The following is a 15,886-nucleotide window of genomic DNA, read 5'->3' on the forward strand; positions in this document are numbered from 1 at the left end:
GATAAGAGAAAGCAGGCTTTTCTTATAGCATGTGAGCAATTAGAAGAAAAGGACCCTCAAAGCTATATGGGACGAATTTTCCTATTACTTAAAAATTACATTACTCGCAAAAGGAAAAGGAGGTGAAATGATTGTCAGTAGATTTTACTGCTATATTCAGGGCACAAGATAGGGTATCCAAAGAGCTTGGTAGTATATCTAAACAAGGAAACTCTTTAAATTCTACTTTCAAAAAACTGGCAGCGACAGCTGCAGGAGTTTTTTCTGTTGCGAAAATTGTGGAGTTTGGCACAGAGAGTGTATCTGCTTTTACTTCATTTGAAAATGGCATGAATGAGGTCTTTACCTTGCTACCTCAGGTAACTGGAGAGGCTATGGCGGAGATGAGCAAACAGGCGAAGCAAGCGGCTAAAGATATGGGTGTATTGCCTGAGCAAACTGTTCCTGCTCTGTATCAAGCAATATCAGCAGGTGTACCTAAGGACAATGTATTTACATTCTTGGAGGATGCGAACAAAGCCGCTGTTGGTGGTGTAACTTCTCTTGAAACGGCTGTTGACGGATTATCAACTGTTGTAAACAGCTATGGTGCTGACATTATGGATGCCGGTAAAGCTTCTGATATTATGTTCACCACTGTAAAACTTGGTAAAACAAACTTTGAAGAGCTTTCAGCAAGTTTATTTAATGTATTGCCTACAGCAGCTTCGGCAGGAATTAAATTTGAGGAAGTTTCTGCAGCTCTTGCCGCTATGACTGCTCAAGGTGTTCCAACTTCGGTCGCAACAACTCAGTTAAGACAGGCATTTGTGGAACTTACGAAATCAGGTACCGATACAGACAAGACTTTTCGAAAGCTTGCAGGAAAGGGCTTCAAAGAGTTTATAGCTGAGGGTAACACTATTCAAGATGCTTTTATATTACTTGAAGAACACGCAGAAGCTACAGGACTTGGTATCAATGACTTATTTGGTTCGGTTGAAGCAGGAAACGCTGTGCTTTCATTGACAGGCAGAGGCACGGAAGCGTTTTCTAACGCTCTTGCCGAGATGGAAAATTCAGCAGGGGCAACAGATCAGGCCTTTTCCACAATGGAGCGAGGTTTTGCTCGAACAATGGACAAGATAAAAGCCAAAATCGCTCTTATAAAGATTGATGTTGGAGAAAAACTTGTTGCAAGTTTTTGGACCTTGTATGACACTGCTGTTCCTGTATTTCAAGATGTAAAAGATAAGGCACAAGAATTCTATGATTGGGGAAAAACCAATTGGCCAACTATTAAGGCTTGGGTTGTGGGCATAGGATCAGCTTTTCTTGCTTGGAAGGCTGTTGATGTAATTGGAGCAACTACGCAGGCACTTCTTAATCTGCCAGCAACTTTATTAACGGTAAAAACAGCACTAACAGGAACTACGGTTGCTCAAATGGCTCTTGTTAAAGCAAAGATTGTGGACAAATACGAAACCCTTGCTCTATCTGCTATGTATGCAGGAGATTTTCTAAAATCAATATGGACCACAATATCCGCAGTTGGTGCTTCCACAACTGCGTGGATTGTAAACACTGCTCAGGTGGGTGCACACACAGTGGCAACTATTGCACTAAAAGGAGCACAACTTGTTTCTACCGGTGTAACAGCAGGACTTACAGCTGCACAGTGGGCACTTAATGCCGCTTTTATTGCCTCCCCTATTGGGTGGGTTGTTCTTGGTATCGGTGCTTTAATCGCTATCGGAGTGGCTCTATGGAAAAATTGGGATACTATTAAGATTAAAGCAGTTGAGCTATGGGAAGGAATTTGCACAGCCTTTGCACCTATTGGAGAATTTTTTGGAGGTATTTGGGAAGGTGTAAAATCTGGATTTAAGGCTTTTATCAATTTTATTATTGGTGGTCTTAATATGATGATTAGAGGTATTAACAAACTTTCTGTGGACATACCTGATTGGGTACCGATTGCAGGCGGTAAAAATCTTGGGTTTTCAATCCCTGAAATTCCGATGTTTGCAAAAGGCACAAAGAAGTCGCCAAACACCTTTATTGCTGGCGAAGAAGGTCCTGAATTGATTACAGGTGCACAAGGCTCAAGGGTATTTCCGTCTGATGATACGGACAGAATACTATCTGCTATTAGCAACAGAAATGCACCTATCAATACTTCATTTCCGGCCAACGCTGATTATGATTATGACGATGGTGAAAGTGGAGGAAAGACATTTAATATTAACATCAATGGAAAAGGTGAGATTTCAGCTAAAGGAATTTCAAAAGATGATGTCCTTGATATTCTTATTGCACATTTGAAACCTATTTTGATGAAGATTATTCAAACAGAAATTTTTGAGGAGGGAGATTTAGCTTATGATTTCTAAGTACAAAATGTATTTAACTTTCAACAATGAAAGGTCGAAAATTACTCTCCCTCAGTTACCTGAAAAAATCGAAGTAACTCAGGGAACGAACAACAAATCGGTCGATGTGGTTGGCTTGGGCGAGGTCGTTATTATTAGCGACCGCCCAGCTATCACGATTTCATTCGATAGTGTTTTCCCAAGCGAAAGCTGTGATCCACAAGCAAATGCGGATAAAATAGAAAGCTGGATAAAGGCTAAAAAACCTGTGCATTTAATTGTTTCAGGTGTTGACATCAATATGTTTTGCTCAATAGAAAATTTTAGCTATTATGAGCAAGGTGGAGATGTTGGGAGTTTTTATTATTCCATTTCTCTTAAAGAGTATAGAAAGCCAACAGTAAGAAGCATTAAGATAAAAAAGAAGAAAGCTGTTGTTCAAACACTATCTGCAAGAGTTGATAATCGTATCAAATCAAAGACATATACCGTAAAAAGTGGAGATTGCCTTTATAATATTGCAAAATCCCAACTTGGAAATGCGAATAGATGGAAAGAGATTGCTTCGTTAAATGGGATTAAATCTCCATATTATATCTATTCCAATCAAGTTTTGAAGCTACCGGGGTGATAATATGATAAAACTTTTTATTGTCAAAAACGGAAAACTTTATGATGTTCCGATTTCAGGGTTTAGCCATACTGGAAGAAAAGGAGCTGCCGGTCGAAGTTTTTCGGCTGACCTCTTGGATTCATCATCTTTTAGCCGGCTTAGAATTGATATTGAAGATGGTATTCAATGTATCGCCTACGATGGTGACGTGGAAGTCTTTCGAGGACTTACTATTTCTCAGAGTCGGTCTAAAAGCAAGGTGCAACAAATTACTGCAAGAGATAACCTAATTTATTTTGCAAACAACGATGATACATTTAACTACAAGGATAAAAAGGCAAGCGAAATTTTTCTTGACCTATGTACTCGTTTTAACATTGCTTATGGAAATATAGCAGACACCGAATATATTATTCCTACATTGTCTATTGAGAACGGTAAGTTATGGGACTGTGTTTTAGAATCTCTACAATCAACATATAAAGCAACAGGCAATCGTTTTTATGTAACGAGTATCAAAGGTAAAGCACACCTATTAAAACGCAAAGAGCAGGTACAAAAGTGGATTATAGCAGAGGGTGCAAATCTACTTGATTATTCATACAGCAAAAGCATTGATGGTGTTTCTACTCGATTGAAAGTTATTTCTGATAACGGTATTGTATCTTCCTTCCAAAAAGACGAAGAACTCGAAAAGAAAATTGGTGTTTTTCAAAAAATAATACAGAAGACTGATAATCTTAATTTAGGGCAAGCGACGCAAGAAACGCAAACCTCCTTGAAAATCGAGAGTGCCTGCAAGGAACAATTAACTGTTTCGGGGTTAGGCATAAATACTGTTGTTTCAGGATGTGCGATTTATGCTATCATACCTGAGATTGGTATCAACCAAAGTTATTATGTGGACGAAGACACTCATACATATCAAGGTGATCTACATGAAATGAGTTTAACGCTCAATAAAACCAACGAAATATAGGGGGTGAGATTATGAATGAAGCCGGTAATCCTACCAGCTTAAAGCAAATGTTTCAAGGGATGGTGCCTGAAAATTGCACTATGATACAGGGAGTTGTTACAAAAGCTTCCCCTCTAACAATTCAGATAGTGAATAATCCCAAAATGATTTTAAGTGGGAAAGTACTTATCTGCCCTCGGCATCTAACGAATTATACGGCTGCTATTAACATAGCTCTCGGTAAGGGGGAAATTGACAGTGAAACTCCTTCCTCAGGTGAACACGAAGGACATATGACAGGAACAGGAGAACATACGCATAAGTTAAATACATTCAACTTATCAGGAGCGGCAATAACTGTTTTAAATGCTTTAAAAGCTGGGGAAAAAGTGTGGTTGCTTCGATTTCAAAATGGAAAGCAATACTATATTTTAGATAGGGTGGTGAGCTGATGAGCTTAGATATTCCTATCAATATTCCCGAGTTGGAAACAGAGATTCAATCTGTACCTACAAAAACACCATACTTTGATCCAAATACAGGTAAATTCGCAGGTTATTGTGATGGTCTTGTTGCTATGGCACAGGCAGTAAAATTTGCTTTGCTTACCCCAAGATTCCGTTTTATTGTACTTGATAATCAATACGGAAGCGAATTGTCAGACTTAATCGATAGCGATTATGATGAGTTGGTTTTTCAATCTGAAGCAAAAAGACGGATAAAAGATGCGTTGCTTTGTGATGAAAGGATAACAGATGTTTACGATTTCGATTTTTCCGATTATAAGGACGATAAAATTGTTCGTTTTTCGGTTGGAACCATTTACGGAGCATTACACGAACAGGAGGTGACAATAAATGTTTAGAGATAAAACATACGAAAATATCTTAGATGAAATACTTGAAATGGCTCCTGAAGACATAGACACTCGAAAAGGTGGAATCTATTATTACCACGTTGCTCCAGTTGCCTTTATGATTTCGAGATATTATTCCGAACTGCAAATTACAATAGATCTAATTTCAATCGATACAGCAGAGGGAGAGTATCTTGACCAAAAGGCTAATGAACATAATCTAGAACGCATACCTGCTCAACCATCCATAAGAAATGGTATTTTTGATGGTACAAATGTAGCTGAAAATATGCGTTTCTTTGCAAATGATTTTTATTTCAAGTTGGTATATAACGAAAACGGACAGCTCGTGCTTGAGGCCGAAATTGGTGGAGAAACACCTAACAATATTCCTACTGGAACGGAGCTTGTACCAGTAAACACCGTTCAAGGGCTGAAGTCGGCAAAACTTGGCACAGTAATTACTCCTGGTACTGAAACCGAAACAGACGAGAACCTACGCAGAAGATTACGGGAGAAAATAGCCGGTCCCGCAGAAAATGGAAATGCTCAACACTATAAATCTTGGTGTGAGAGTGTTCAAGGAGTAGGGCTTGCAAGAATAGACAGCTTATGGAATGGAAAAAACACCGTTAAAGGTATTATAGTGGGTGCTGATGGGCTTGGTGCTACTCCTACGATTGTTGACGATGTGCAAAGATATGTTGATCCGGGAAGCTTGGGGCTTGGTGAAGGAGCTGCCAATATCGGTGCTTTTTTTACAGCGGTATCTGCAGAAAATACAGAAATCAATATTTCCTTTGATGTTCAACTATCTGTAGCAGCTAATCTTGAAGATGTGAAAAATAAGGTTTCAACTGCTCTTATAGAATATTTCAAAACAGTTTCCCTCGAAAGTAGAGATAAGTCGGATATGGTTATTCGTGCTTCTGCTATATCCAATGTAATTTACAGCACCGATGGGGTAATTGATTATAGTAATCTTTTGATAAATGGGAATACCGCTAATGTGATTGTTCCTTTTACCAATGCTCCAAAATTGGGGGTGCTGACGATTGAACAAATATAACGAACTAAAAAGCTATCTTCCTGATGTGTTTGCAGGGATTACTGATGTTGAAGCATTTTTACAAGCTGTCGGTAAGCAGATGGATGATGTAGAGGCAGACACATTCCGAATGAGAGATAACAATTTCATTTTATTGGCCGATGAAGAAATGGTTGCTCGATGGGAAAAATTTATGTATATACCGCAAGATAGTAGCAGGACGCTTACAGACAGAAAAAAACTTATTATTTCATTTTTTACTGGCACAGGAAAAATAGGAGCAAAAGAGATAAAAGATATAGTGCATGTCTTTACCCCCTCGCCTACGGAAGTAGCGTTTTCCCACAGTACAATTAATATTAAAATCACAAGAGATATTTCTGATACTTTTATCTTGGATGACTGCTATTTCATCCTTAGGAAGAAGCTACCTGCTCATTTAGAGGTGGTTATAACCGTAATTAGCTCTTTTATATCGGACTACTTTATAGGCTCTGAAATGACAAGCTACAAGGAGGAGGTAATAAGCTAATGGCAAACACAGGACAAACAAGATGGACTGCAAAAATAACAAAAGCCGGTGAGACACTTTTAGCAAGAGTTCCCGGGAATTCTTTTTCGTTTACAAGAGCGGCTTGCGGATCGGGAAAAGTTGATATTGATGTGCTTGAAAATCAAACAGCCATCACAGGATATCAAAAGGCATTATCTATCACATCTATTACGAATGCAGGCAATGCTACAAAGTTAAGAGTACAGTTAAATAATGATGGACTACAAAACAGTTTCAATCTTCATCAAGTAGGCATATTTGCAAAGTTAGGTAGCGATAGCACTGATGTGCTATATATGATTATTCAAGCGGAAACACCTGATTATATCCCATCGGCAACGGAAAACCCAAACTATGTGAATGACTATGTTGTGAATGCAATTGTAAAAAATGCTTCGAGCATTACTGCCACTATAGATTCAGCGGCTTATGTTACAATCGGACACCTTGATAATATTGAGGAACAAATGGCGCAGGTATTGGCTACTGCAAATCAGGCAGTGGCATTAGCTGAGGAAGCAAACAGGGCTGTTGCATTGCAGGGTGCTTCTCTCTCTGACTTGACAGGCGATATAGCAGACCTTACCTTTCAGCTTGCTATCAATGGATTGGTAGAAACCGACGGAATGAAACACGTTGTAGTGGATAAATTTGATGGTGTTGATGACCTCGAATTGATTTCAGGAAGATTTATCACAGGAAAGGTCTTTATTTAACGAAAACCGATATAATATATCAAAATACAGTCAAGTCTACTCGCTTATGTTATAATCTATCGCAATGTGCTTTAACACATTTAAAGGAGGTAGATATGAGAAAAGTTGCTTGCTCCAAAAAGGAGTTAAGTTGCCTTATCTCTAATCTTTTTAGCGAACTATCATCATTATGCGATGGAGACTGCAGAATGCTATCCCCCGATGATTTTGTCATTTCAGGAAAATTGATAGGGTTAGATGAAATTGCAACTGTAAAGATTACTGAGTATGGCTGCGAGTATTTTGGTAACGAGGAGGTGCTTGATAAAATCTTAGCTACGAGGTGTTTAAAGATATGGAACCTTTGATTTTGCAAAAGAAAACCGAAGTACTGTTAAACAAGGAAATCTATCCTGTATTGCAGAAGTTCCCAAAGGCTGAAAAATTTGCACTATGTCAAGAAATCAAACAAGCCTTTTACCGCATTATCAGGAACACGATGCTTGCAAACAATGTAAAAACAAAACGACTTGAGTATTTTCATCAAGTAGATGCAGACTTGAAGCTGTTGTTAGTGCTTCTGTCCATCTCGAGAGAACAGAAGTATATTACCGAGAGGAAAGCTCTACAACTGCAAGAGAGGGTTTCTGAACTTGGAAGAATAACAGGAGGTTTGATGAAGGCTCAGGTAAGATGATTTTATAGGGTTAATTCTGTATGGGCTTATCGTGCGAACCGGGGTTACAACTCCGCTCGCAACTACAATTACAACACTGCTTCCAACGACAACCCGAACATCGGTTGGCGCCCCGCCCTGTAAGGCATTATGATTGGTACGACTACGGTTTTACCAACGAGACCTTGAAAGAACTTCAGGGGAGAGTTAATCCTTCACCTTAGGTGTAAACACAAGATTCAATGGCATAATGCCAAGTCCAAGAAAGGAATGCCGTTATGTCGAAATTCCCTTTATATGAAAAACTTTGCGATTATGAATTTCTAAAAATCAGTTACAAACAAACGCAGATTGGGGAAAGAAAATATCGCAAAGAAGCAATTATCTTTGATATGGCAAGAGAACGAAATTTAGTAAAACTTTGGCGAGAGCTAAAGAATGAAACTTATCAGCCACAACCTTATATTTCCTTTAAGGTGTATGAGCCAAAAGAACGAGAAATAAATGCACCAAGAATTAGAGATAAAATCGTTCAGTATGCCGCACACCAAATTTTGTTTGATGTCTACAAAGATGTATTTATTAAAAATTCCTATGCTTGCCTTGTCAACAAGGGAGTTCATAAAGCTGTCGATGCCTTGCAACATAATATGCGACTATGCAAATGGCAATATGGAACGGGGTGGATAATCAAAATTGATGTACGAAAATATTTCTACTCCATACAACCCTCTATTATCGACAAGCTAATTCAAAAGAAAATTAAGGACGAGAAGTTTTTGAATTTCTTACGAAAAATTATTTACAGCTATCCATATCCTCCATTGGGAAACGCAACCTCACAGGACTTTGCAAACATAGTCGGCAACGAGATAGACCAGTATGCCACAAGGTTTTTAGGACTTAAATGGTATATTAGGTATATGGATGATATTGTAGTTGTTGTACCGACCAAGGAGCAGGCACAGGAAACATTATCAAAGCTCAACACATTTGTAGAGGAAAGACTACAATTAGAGTTTAATCAAAAAACAAAGATCTTCCCTATTGAGCAAGGTGTAAATGCCTATGGCTTCAAAATCTACACTACACATCGTTTGGTTCGTAACTCATCAAAAGCTTCGATGAAGAGAAAGATTAAGGCGATGGACCGTAAACTGAAAGATGGGACTATCAAAGAAAGAGATGTTTTGCAAAGTGTTAATTCTTGGCTTGGGCATGCAAGACATTCCAACAGCTATAATTTGGCAAATAAGATTTTTACTAAATATGACTATGTGAAAATTGAACACCCTAAATACAATTTTGGGGGAAATCCAAAAGACACCTAACCGGGTGTCTTTTTTCTTTATTTTAGGAAGGAGGAAAACAATATGGCTAATGGTGATATTCATAAGCTGGGTACGTTTTATATGAATGGCACAAAGCAAGTGCAACCGACCAAGCCTTGGAGAAACGATAGTGATCCCGGCGGTGCAGGAAGTGCAGGAAATATACCTAATTACACAAGTGGAAATTTAGAAATTAGAGATACGGATGCTTATGATAATTACAAAATCAAATGGGTTGAGGTTAACATTGGCGATACCAAACTGCTTGTTTGCGACAGGAACTTAGTTGTAAATGTTCAGTGGGATCATCTTAATTCCCAAAACCTTATTTTTGGTAAAACTATCACGATTGACGGACAGCAATATAAAATCAGGTGCCTTACAGGCGGAACGGATCGTAGAAATAGCTCTGATTCATATGCCGGAGGAAAGCTCCCAAACGAATGGGACAATATCATAGTTAACGAGGGTAATTATCCAGGTCTACTAAAACCAACATCAGCAGACTTAGATTCTGGACCTGATAGTGCAGATAAAGTTTCTGCTCACAACTTAGTGTGGAATTGGTATGGCTGTTACTCTTGGTGCCAAGATACTTATTCGCCGAATACGGCTTGTCGTGCGTACCGGGGTTTCAGCTCCGCTCGCTACTACGGTTACGGCACTGCTTCCTACGACTACCCGAACCTCGGTTGGCGCCCCGTTCTTGAAGTTCTGAACACTGCCCCTCTGATATCTGATACTGACAAAGACTTAGGTAATTATGCTGCACCTTTGGTAAAAACATATACCGTCGGCGAAGCCGACGGTGACGATTTTTCGATTTTTGAGAAATTGGACGGAGTAACAATTCAATCACTTTCAGGGCAAAAAGACGGAACATCGTTTACGATTGACCTTACATCACGCTGGGGAAATCTGACGAAGAACAAACACACCTTACAAGTAGTAGCAACCGATATAAATAACGCTTCATCTACGAGGACTTGGACCTTTACGAAAACAAATTCCCCTCCAAACACTCCTACAATAAACTCTCCCTCCCAAGGACTGAGAGTTGGACAAAGTTTCTATGTAGAATTTACTCCTCGTGCTGATGATGATGGAGATACGCAAAGCTTTAAGATTGAGGTTGCCGATAACAGCTCTTTCAATACAGGAAAACAAACCTTTTCAAGCGGCTTACAGAGATATAATTCAACTACTCAATCTTGGGAAAATGTTTCGTCTTGCTCTCCTGCAGATGTAGGAAAAAAATTCCGTATTCAAGTAACAGGAATGGACAACTATAAAACAAAATATGTGAGAGTTGGAACGACTGACACCAGCGGAAGCAATACCACAGTTTATTCATCTTATCTCACTGTTAATATTGGAGATGTTCTCGAATTTAAGACATTGCCTTACGAGGTTGATTATCTTCCAATGCGTATCACTGTAAAGGAAAAGAAATCTATTGACAGCAGAGCAACCATTACTGTTAAGGCTTGCAACAATGGCAATGATACTTCCCCAACATGGGAGGATATTACTGAGGAATATCTTGCAGAAAAGATTTACCAATTTCAAAATACAAGCAAGACAGCGGATAAATATGCTGTTCGACTTCATTTCAAGATTGTTGCAAATACTTCAACGGGAACCATTGAAGTACAAGCTGCAGGTGTGGGGGTGAGTTAATATGGCAAGAGAAGTAAAAAAAACAAGGACACAGCTTGAGGCTGAGATTGCCGAGAAAGACAAAAAAATTGCAGAACTAAAAGAAAAAGCAGAAACAGCCGAGTTTAATGCTATTACAGCACTCGATGTTTCTGCTTCTCTTTATGAAATGCTACTTTCGGGAGGTGGTGAAAAATGAACGGACTTGAAGAAAGAATCGTAGAAACCTATGTTGCTCTTATTAAATATCAAAAGAGGACGATCGTTCCAACTAATGTTCCTGAAAGTGTTCAATCAGCAGTTTATATTAAATTGCTGACAATGGGGGATATTGCAAAACTCCCCGATGGTGTACCTGATGCCGTAGTCGATGTTGTAACTGCAAACCTCGAGAAAGGCTTGGTAAAATAAATGAAAAACTTAATATTTAAAATCGAAACAACGATATTATTGTGGAAAGGAAGTATAGCAATGAATATTTACATCGATATGTATGTTGCTCTCGTTATCGCAAGAAGAAGAAAGGGAGCAAATGTTCCATCAAATATTAGACAGCAAGTAATTGCTGATTTAGCAGCTATCGGTTTAGACGAAAACGGAGAACCGATTGAAAATGTAGTAGAATAATCGAATATTAACTTGGAGATAGGGTGCAGTTACCTATCCCCTTTTATTATTAGAAAGTTGAGGTGCTTTTATGGAAACTTTAGGAGTTAAAGCAGGATTTTTTAGCAGTATTGGTGTTGTTGGTGCGTTTCTTTCCACCTTGTTTGGAGGTTGGGACAGTGCATTGACTATTTTGGTTATTTTTATGGCTATTGATTACGTTTCAGGGCTTGTTGTTGCCGGCATTTTCAAAAAAAGTCCAAAAACAGAAAGTGGTTCCCTTGCAAGTGGAGCTGGTTGGAAAGGACTTTTCCGAAAAGGAATGACTTTACTTATGGTACTTATTGCAGCACAGCTTGACAATGTAATCGGTAGCACTTTTATCAAAAATGCAGTAGTTATTGCGTATATCGCAAACGAAACTATCAGCATTGTAGAGAATGCGGGACTTATGGGAGTTCCTATTCCCGATGTAATTAAAAAGGCAATTGATATTCTCAATAAAAAAAGTGAAGGTGATACTAATGAAACAAATTAAAGTTTGCCTCGATGCAGGACATTATGCGAAAGTAAATCGAAGCCCTGCAAATAAGACATATTACGAAAGTGAAGCAATGTGGAAATTACATCTGCTCCTTAAAGCGGAATTGGAGGCCTTTGGAATTTCTGTAATTACTACAAGACCAAAGCAGGATCAGGACCTGAGCCTTTGGAACAGAGGGCAAAAAGCCAAAGGTTGTAATTTATTTTTGAGCCTGCACAGCAATGCCGTAGCAAACTCGGTCAATGAAAATGTTGATTATCCTGTTGCTCTTTGTTATTCGGAAGACGATAAAATCGGAACTGATGAAGTGTCCAGAGAATTGGGTGGGAAATTAGCTAAGGTTGTAGAAGCAACAATGGGAACTGCCCAAAAGGGAAGAATTTTCACCAAAAAAATTGATTATGACCGAAATGGTAATGGCTTTTTAGATGATGAATGGTACGGTGTGCTTCATTCCGCAAAACAAGTTGGTGTTGTAGGTATTCTTATGGAGCATTCCTTTCATACCCAAACGAAAGCTACAAATTGGCTACTAAAAGATGATAATCTAAAGAAGCTCGCTAAAGCGGAAGCTGCTACGATTGCTGAATATTACGGAGTGAAAACTCAGTCAGAAAATAAAACTCTCATTATGGGAAATACCGTTGCAACAGCTGGACAAATGGCGACTTATTGCCTGAAACGTAACGCAAATCCTAAATTGGTTGATTGTTCTATCTATGAATTGGCTCAAATGTTCCTTGATGAGGGAGCAAAAGAGGGTGTTCGAGGAGATATTGCTTTTGCTCAAGCTTGCCTTGAAACAGGAAATTTTGCTTTTGGTGGTGATGTCGATTATGAGCAAAATAACTTTTCAGGTCTTGGAGCAACAGGAAATGGTGTGCGAGGGAATGAGTTTGATACTCCACTATTAGGAGTAAGGGCGCAAATCCAACACTTGAAAGCCTATGCTTCAACAGACAAGCTTAATCAGGAGTGTGTCGATATCCGCTTTAAATATGTAAAAAGAGGTACTGCTCTTTATGTTGAATGGCTTGGTATTCCCGATAATCCAAATGGCACCGGTTGGGCGGCAGGTAACAGCTACGGAGTAAAAATCCTCAATATTTTAAGTGGAATTCTATCCACTGCAGCTATTGAGGTTCCCCCTGTTCTTGATTGGTTGAAAGAAGCTGTTAATTGGGCCAAAAGCAAAAAAATCATCGTTGGTAATGAAAATGGCGATTTAATGCTCGATAAGCCTCTTACAAGAGGTGAGTTTTGCATTATGCTATATCGATACTACAATCTAAAATAAGTAAATCCCCCTATACTATGTTGTTTTTTTCATAGTATAGGGGGATTTTTTTGATTTGCACACCTTCTTCTATCGAAATACGATATAAAATATCGTTCTTAAGACTGGATTATCAAAGAATGATAATATATAACGGAAGGAGCAAGGTGTATGGCGATAAGAATTTTACTGTCTAAGAAGTTGGGCGAGCTTCGGTGGACACAGGCTGACTTGGCGAGAAAAACCGGCATACGGCCAAACACCATAAACGAAATATACCACGAACTATGTGATAGGGTTTCCCTTGACCATTTAGACTTAATCTGTGAAGTACTGGAGTGTGATATCTGCGATATTATGGTATTGGTGCCCAATAAGGTTTCTAAACTGCCTACATACAGACCTACACAACAAAAGAATATTGATGAGTAGATGTTACAGCACCTACTCATCGATACACTGGGCAACCTCGGTTTTGGGGTTGCTTTTCCCTTGCCATAAAACAGCTCCTGAGCTATCTACAATTTGAAGTGAAAGACTTTTCTTACTCAGTAAAACGGTTGCAAGTGCTTTCAGGCTATCAAGCTCATAGCTCTTTCTGACACTAATAAAAGTATCATCTTTTGCAATTTTTTGCAATGTGAAATCTTGGACATCGGGCATAAACTCACCTCCTTTCGAGGAGGTTTTATGGCTTATACCTTCTTAGACATTGTTACTTTTTATTGGCCAATCCTTTGTTGGAGTTAGTGTGGTAAAATGGTTTTCAATAGCTTCCTGTGTTCCGCAGTCATCACAAATATAAACATCACATACCCTGCTTAAAGCGTTGGTATGTAGTCGTGATTCCATTTTCTCTTTACCACATCGAGGGCATACCCCGATTTTCGTATCATTTCCTTTTTTCCACCCATTAAAATATGCTTCCAAAATATCCACGGAATAATTGCTTTCAATCATTCCAAGAACAATATCATTCGTAATCGGTATTTGCGGTATTCCTTTTAAGTTGTCATTATACCCATATGCAAAAGCAACATCTAATATTGTCATTTCATATCCTCCTATAATTTTAATTTTGACTTGCTTGTTTGTACGAAATTTCGGTGGCCCTCATAATATCACCTTATTCTTAAATTTCTTCTACATAAGTATATGAAATTCTAATCAGATGGAAAGCGACATTTTCCATAAACTCTTTGAAAGTATGATCTGCATCTAATTCGCTGTGCAAAGCGAAATTATAAGCAATTTGCATTATGTCTAAGGTGGTAACATTTTTAAGTTTGCTGGCATTGCTAAGCATATCTCCATATTCTTCATTGGAACCCATCGTGTACCAATTTTGCCTAATACATAAACCCCTAATTTCAATTGCTTCAATCTTGCGTATTTCTTTATAGTTAGTCATTGTGATTATCCTTTCTCCATGTTTCCCGATAGGTCAGGCTCACTCTGCTGATGTATTTAATGCTGTAAAGGCTGAGAAGGCATAAAGTTAAACTCACATAGGCAACCAATCCAGTATGATGGACCAGGGGTATGCCTAAATTCTCCAGATTCAATACGGCGAGTTACCTCTTCTACTTTACTTTTGATTTCCTCTGGGTGGTCGTAATATAATTTTCTGGCATCCTGTCTGCCTTTTTCGTAAACCTCAAAGTCGAAAGCCTCTCCCATCATCTCTCTCATAGATTGGGCGGTCATTTTAACTGTTAGCATAGATTGTCCTTTCTGCCCTCGTGATCTCCGGGGCGGGTATGAAGTGTTATCGAACTGTATGATGGCAACCTTTAATCCAATAAGTATCATTTTTTTCTACAATGTAATGCTCATTTCCGAGGTGTTCAGTTTCTAAAAAACCATTTTTAATAGCTCGCTCTACCTTTTCAACTGAACAACCAATGATTTGTGCAAACTCTTTTTTGCTTTTTAGATTGTGATTACCGTCATCTAAGTTCCAAGGATAAGATACTGAACTGATACAGGTTATTTTTCTTCTGCCTTCTTTCTCAACTTTAGAGATAAATAAATCTCTTTTTTTAGAGGTGTTAAATTGAACACTTACCTTGTTGTCGATGATTGCTTGATACATAATTTTAACCGACTTGTGTTTGTTATACATTTATTCCACCCTATCTTTCTGCTGTTGTTTCATTTATAATTATTAGTGTTTCGTTTATGATTACATATTACACTATTGAGATTACAGTGTCAATACCTTTTTTGATTATTTTTATAATTATTTTGTTGACAAACGTAATCAATTTTGTTATTCTTGTATTTGACGGGAGGTGGCTGTATGTCGGTGTCCGATAAAGTAAAAGCTTCACTTAATTTAAGTGGTAAGAAAATATATGAGTTAGCAGAGTGCTTTGAAATTTCTCCGCAAGCAATGAGGAATAAATTAAGCCGGCAGAGTTTTTCAGCTGCCGACTTGATAAAGTTGTGTGATTTCATTGGTGCCAATCTCGTAATTGATTTTGGAGAAAACCAAAGAGTAGTATTTGATTCTTCGGATATTCAAAAAGGAGAATAATCCATCGTGGCTCTATTTTGGCTCTATAATGTTTTAGAAATAAAAAAATATACTGTACTGAAAAAACAGAGTGCCTGAATTAGACTTTAAAATTATCCGATATTACCTAAAAGTATATATCCGTCGTAGAGTGGGAATAAATAAATATAAATCCCACAGACCTTGAAATATAGGTGCTGTG

24 protein-coding genes are annotated in these 15,886 nt (G+C 38.3%); 19 read left to right on the forward strand and 5 right to left on the reverse strand.

Going from position 1 to position 15,886, the window contains the following annotated elements; genetic code table 11:
- Nucleotides 1-131 precede the first annotated feature (131 nt).
- The 18 genes from I2490_RS05155 to I2490_RS05240 all read left to right on the forward strand — a co-directional run bounded on the left by I2490_RS05155 (nucleotide 132) and on the right by I2490_RS05240 (nucleotide 13,598).
- Nucleotides 132-2,372, forward strand: a complete 2,241-nt coding sequence (locus I2490_RS05155) for a phage tail tape measure protein (RefSeq protein WP_206458708.1) — start codon at nucleotides 132-134, stop codon at nucleotides 2,370-2,372.
- Nucleotides 2,362-2,982: a LysM peptidoglycan-binding domain-containing protein gene (locus tag I2490_RS05160; protein ID WP_206458709.1), complete on the forward strand. Its 621-nt coding sequence runs from the start codon at nucleotides 2,362-2,364 to the stop codon at nucleotides 2,980-2,982. The genes I2490_RS05155 and I2490_RS05160 overlap by 11 nt, the downstream gene beginning before the upstream one ends.
- Before the next feature lie 4 nt (nucleotides 2,983-2,986).
- Complete coding sequence (locus I2490_RS05165; RefSeq protein ID WP_206458710.1) at nucleotides 2,987-3,943, forward strand: XkdQ/YqbQ family protein; 957 nt, start codon at nucleotides 2,987-2,989, stop codon at nucleotides 3,941-3,943.
- Between the two features lie 11 nt (nucleotides 3,944-3,954).
- On the forward strand, nucleotides 3,955-4,374 hold the full coding sequence (locus I2490_RS05170; protein WP_206458711.1) for a DUF2577 family protein: 420 nt from the start codon (nucleotides 3,955-3,957) through the stop codon (nucleotides 4,372-4,374).
- Nucleotides 4,374-4,787, forward strand: coding sequence for a DUF2634 domain-containing protein (locus I2490_RS05175; protein ID WP_206458712.1), 414 nt, complete (start codon nucleotides 4,374-4,376; stop codon nucleotides 4,785-4,787). Before I2490_RS05170 ends, I2490_RS05175 begins: the two co-directional genes overlap by 1 nt.
- Nucleotides 4,780-5,847, forward strand: a complete 1,068-nt coding sequence (locus I2490_RS05180) for a baseplate J/gp47 family protein (protein ID WP_206458713.1) — start codon at nucleotides 4,780-4,782, stop codon at nucleotides 5,845-5,847. The genes I2490_RS05175 and I2490_RS05180 overlap by 8 nt, the downstream gene beginning before the upstream one ends.
- Entirely contained in the window at nucleotides 5,834-6,358 is a 525-nt protein-coding gene (locus I2490_RS05185) for a putative phage tail protein (RefSeq protein ID WP_206458714.1), read from the forward strand. The genes I2490_RS05180 and I2490_RS05185 overlap by 14 nt, the downstream gene beginning before the upstream one ends.
- Nucleotides 6,358-7,095, forward strand: coding sequence for a hypothetical protein (locus tag I2490_RS05190; protein WP_206458715.1), 738 nt, complete (start codon nucleotides 6,358-6,360; stop codon nucleotides 7,093-7,095). Before I2490_RS05185 ends, I2490_RS05190 begins: the two co-directional genes overlap by 1 nt.
- Before the next feature lie 95 nt (nucleotides 7,096-7,190).
- Complete coding sequence (locus tag I2490_RS05195; RefSeq protein WP_206458716.1) at nucleotides 7,191-7,442, forward strand: hypothetical protein; 252 nt, start codon at nucleotides 7,191-7,193, stop codon at nucleotides 7,440-7,442.
- On the forward strand, nucleotides 7,430-7,771 hold the full coding sequence (locus tag I2490_RS05200) for a four helix bundle protein (protein WP_206458717.1): 342 nt from the start codon (nucleotides 7,430-7,432) through the stop codon (nucleotides 7,769-7,771). Before I2490_RS05195 ends, I2490_RS05200 begins: the two co-directional genes overlap by 13 nt.
- Before the next feature lie 257 nt (nucleotides 7,772-8,028).
- On the forward strand, nucleotides 8,029-9,081 hold the full coding sequence (locus tag I2490_RS05205) for a reverse transcriptase/maturase family protein (protein ID WP_206458718.1): 1,053 nt from the start codon (nucleotides 8,029-8,031) through the stop codon (nucleotides 9,079-9,081).
- A gap of 42 nt (nucleotides 9,082-9,123) precedes the next feature.
- Nucleotides 9,124-10,761 (forward strand): hypothetical protein, encoded by a 1,638-nt coding sequence (locus tag I2490_RS05210; RefSeq protein ID WP_206458719.1) that lies wholly within the window; start codon nucleotides 9,124-9,126, stop codon nucleotides 10,759-10,761.
- A 1-nt stretch (nucleotide 10,762) separates the two neighbouring features.
- Nucleotides 10,763-10,939 (forward strand): hypothetical protein, encoded by a 177-nt coding sequence (locus I2490_RS05215; protein ID WP_206458720.1) that lies wholly within the window; start codon nucleotides 10,763-10,765, stop codon nucleotides 10,937-10,939.
- The gene (locus tag I2490_RS05220) at nucleotides 10,936-11,151 is read left to right on the forward strand and encodes a hypothetical protein (protein WP_206458721.1); all 216 of its coding nucleotides are present in this window, start codon (nucleotides 10,936-10,938) and stop codon (nucleotides 11,149-11,151) included. The genes I2490_RS05215 and I2490_RS05220 overlap by 4 nt, the downstream gene beginning before the upstream one ends.
- 60 nt (nucleotides 11,152-11,211) lie before the next feature.
- Nucleotides 11,212-11,367: a hypothetical protein gene (locus tag I2490_RS05225; RefSeq protein ID WP_206458722.1), complete on the forward strand. Its 156-nt coding sequence runs from the start codon at nucleotides 11,212-11,214 to the stop codon at nucleotides 11,365-11,367.
- Nucleotides 11,368-11,437: 70 nt separating this feature from the next.
- Entirely contained in the window at nucleotides 11,438-11,884 is a 447-nt protein-coding gene (locus tag I2490_RS05230; RefSeq protein WP_206458723.1) for a phage holin family protein, read from the forward strand.
- A complete protein-coding gene (locus I2490_RS05235) occupies nucleotides 11,871-13,187 on the forward strand; it encodes an N-acetylmuramoyl-L-alanine amidase (protein ID WP_206458724.1) in 1,317 nt (438 codons plus the stop codon). The genes I2490_RS05230 and I2490_RS05235 overlap by 14 nt, the downstream gene beginning before the upstream one ends.
- A gap of 150 nt (nucleotides 13,188-13,337) precedes the next feature.
- Nucleotides 13,338-13,598, forward strand: coding sequence for a helix-turn-helix domain-containing protein (locus I2490_RS05240; protein WP_206458725.1), 261 nt, complete (start codon nucleotides 13,338-13,340; stop codon nucleotides 13,596-13,598).
- A 12-nt stretch (nucleotides 13,599-13,610) separates the two neighbouring features.
- On the opposite strand, the gene I2490_RS05245 is transcribed toward I2490_RS05240, so the two are convergent.
- From I2490_RS05245 to I2490_RS05265, 5 genes are all read right to left on the reverse strand, one after another.
- Nucleotides 13,611-13,829, reverse strand: a complete 219-nt coding sequence (locus I2490_RS05245; RefSeq protein WP_206458726.1) for a hypothetical protein — start codon at nucleotides 13,827-13,829, stop codon at nucleotides 13,611-13,613.
- A 42-nt stretch (nucleotides 13,830-13,871) separates the two neighbouring features.
- Entirely contained in the window at nucleotides 13,872-14,219 is a 348-nt protein-coding gene (locus I2490_RS05250) for a hypothetical protein (RefSeq protein WP_206458727.1), read from the reverse strand.
- 79 nt (nucleotides 14,220-14,298) lie between these two features.
- Complete coding sequence (locus I2490_RS05255; protein ID WP_206458728.1) at nucleotides 14,299-14,577, reverse strand: hypothetical protein; 279 nt, start codon at nucleotides 14,575-14,577, stop codon at nucleotides 14,299-14,301.
- 56 nt (nucleotides 14,578-14,633) lie between these two features.
- On the reverse strand, nucleotides 14,634-14,888 hold the full coding sequence (locus I2490_RS05260; protein ID WP_206458729.1) for a hypothetical protein: 255 nt from the start codon (nucleotides 14,886-14,888) through the stop codon (nucleotides 14,634-14,636).
- Between the two features lie 46 nt (nucleotides 14,889-14,934).
- Nucleotides 14,935-15,291, reverse strand: a complete 357-nt coding sequence (locus I2490_RS05265; RefSeq protein ID WP_206458730.1) for a hypothetical protein — start codon at nucleotides 15,289-15,291, stop codon at nucleotides 14,935-14,937.
- A gap of 177 nt (nucleotides 15,292-15,468) precedes the next feature.
- On the opposite strand from I2490_RS05265, the gene I2490_RS05270 reads away from it, so the two are divergent.
- Nucleotides 15,469-15,705: a hypothetical protein gene (locus tag I2490_RS05270; protein ID WP_206458731.1), complete on the forward strand. Its 237-nt coding sequence runs from the start codon at nucleotides 15,469-15,471 to the stop codon at nucleotides 15,703-15,705.
- Nucleotides 15,706-15,886 lie beyond the last annotated feature (181 nt).

Source organism: Anaerovorax sp. IOR16 (assembly GCF_017168145.1).
GTDB lineage: Bacteria > Bacillota > Clostridia > Peptostreptococcales > Anaerovoracaceae > IOR16.

What these genes read in the sequence shown, in the direction of transcription:
- I2490_RS05225 (WP_206458722.1), top strand. Translation starts at nt 11,212, where the DNA reads ATGAATATTTACATCGATATGTATGTTGCTCTCGTTATCGCAAGAAGA.
- I2490_RS05175 (WP_206458712.1), top strand. Translation starts at nt 4,374, where the DNA reads ATGAGCTTAGATATTCCTATCAATATTCCCGAGTTGGAAACAGAGATT.
- I2490_RS05210 (WP_206458719.1), top strand. Translation starts at nt 9,124, where the DNA reads ATGGCTAATGGTGATATTCATAAGCTGGGTACGTTTTATATGAATGGC.
- I2490_RS05215 (WP_206458720.1), top strand. Translation starts at nt 10,763, where the DNA reads ATGGCAAGAGAAGTAAAAAAAACAAGGACACAGCTTGAGGCTGAGATT.
- I2490_RS05230 (WP_206458723.1), top strand. Translation starts at nt 11,438, where the DNA reads ATGGAAACTTTAGGAGTTAAAGCAGGATTTTTTAGCAGTATTGGTGTT.
- I2490_RS05255 (WP_206458728.1), bottom strand. Translation starts at nt 14,577, where the DNA reads ATGACTAACTATAAAGAAATACGCAAGATTGAAGCAATTGAAATTAGG.
- I2490_RS05250 (WP_206458727.1), bottom strand. Translation starts at nt 14,219, where the DNA reads ATGACAATATTAGATGTTGCTTTTGCATATGGGTATAATGACAACTTA.
- I2490_RS05190 (WP_206458715.1), top strand. Translation starts at nt 6,358, where the DNA reads ATGGCAAACACAGGACAAACAAGATGGACTGCAAAAATAACAAAAGCC.
- I2490_RS05265 (WP_206458730.1), bottom strand. Translation starts at nt 15,291, where the DNA reads ATGTATAACAAACACAAGTCGGTTAAAATTATGTATCAAGCAATCATC.
- I2490_RS05245 (WP_206458726.1), bottom strand. Translation starts at nt 13,829, where the DNA reads ATGCCCGATGTCCAAGATTTCACATTGCAAAAAATTGCAAAAGATGAT.
- I2490_RS05180 (WP_206458713.1), top strand. Translation starts at nt 4,780, where the DNA reads ATGTTTAGAGATAAAACATACGAAAATATCTTAGATGAAATACTTGAA.
- I2490_RS05160 (WP_206458709.1), top strand. Translation starts at nt 2,362, where the DNA reads ATGATTTCTAAGTACAAAATGTATTTAACTTTCAACAATGAAAGGTCG.
- I2490_RS05170 (WP_206458711.1), top strand. Translation starts at nt 3,955, where the DNA reads ATGAATGAAGCCGGTAATCCTACCAGCTTAAAGCAAATGTTTCAAGGG.
- I2490_RS05260 (WP_206458729.1), bottom strand. Translation starts at nt 14,888, where the DNA reads ATGCTAACAGTTAAAATGACCGCCCAATCTATGAGAGAGATGATGGGA.
- I2490_RS05205 (WP_206458718.1), top strand. Translation starts at nt 8,029, where the DNA reads ATGTCGAAATTCCCTTTATATGAAAAACTTTGCGATTATGAATTTCTA.
- I2490_RS05195 (WP_206458716.1), top strand. Translation starts at nt 7,191, where the DNA reads ATGAGAAAAGTTGCTTGCTCCAAAAAGGAGTTAAGTTGCCTTATCTCT.
- I2490_RS05240 (WP_206458725.1), top strand. Translation starts at nt 13,338, where the DNA reads ATGGCGATAAGAATTTTACTGTCTAAGAAGTTGGGCGAGCTTCGGTGG.
- I2490_RS05165 (WP_206458710.1), top strand. Translation starts at nt 2,987, where the DNA reads ATGATAAAACTTTTTATTGTCAAAAACGGAAAACTTTATGATGTTCCG.
- I2490_RS05220 (WP_206458721.1), top strand. Translation starts at nt 10,936, where the DNA reads ATGAACGGACTTGAAGAAAGAATCGTAGAAACCTATGTTGCTCTTATT.
- I2490_RS05270 (WP_206458731.1), top strand. Translation starts at nt 15,469, where the DNA reads ATGTCGGTGTCCGATAAAGTAAAAGCTTCACTTAATTTAAGTGGTAAG.
- I2490_RS05200 (WP_206458717.1), top strand. Translation starts at nt 7,430, where the DNA reads ATGGAACCTTTGATTTTGCAAAAGAAAACCGAAGTACTGTTAAACAAG.
- I2490_RS05235 (WP_206458724.1), top strand. Translation starts at nt 11,871, where the DNA reads ATGAAACAAATTAAAGTTTGCCTCGATGCAGGACATTATGCGAAAGTA.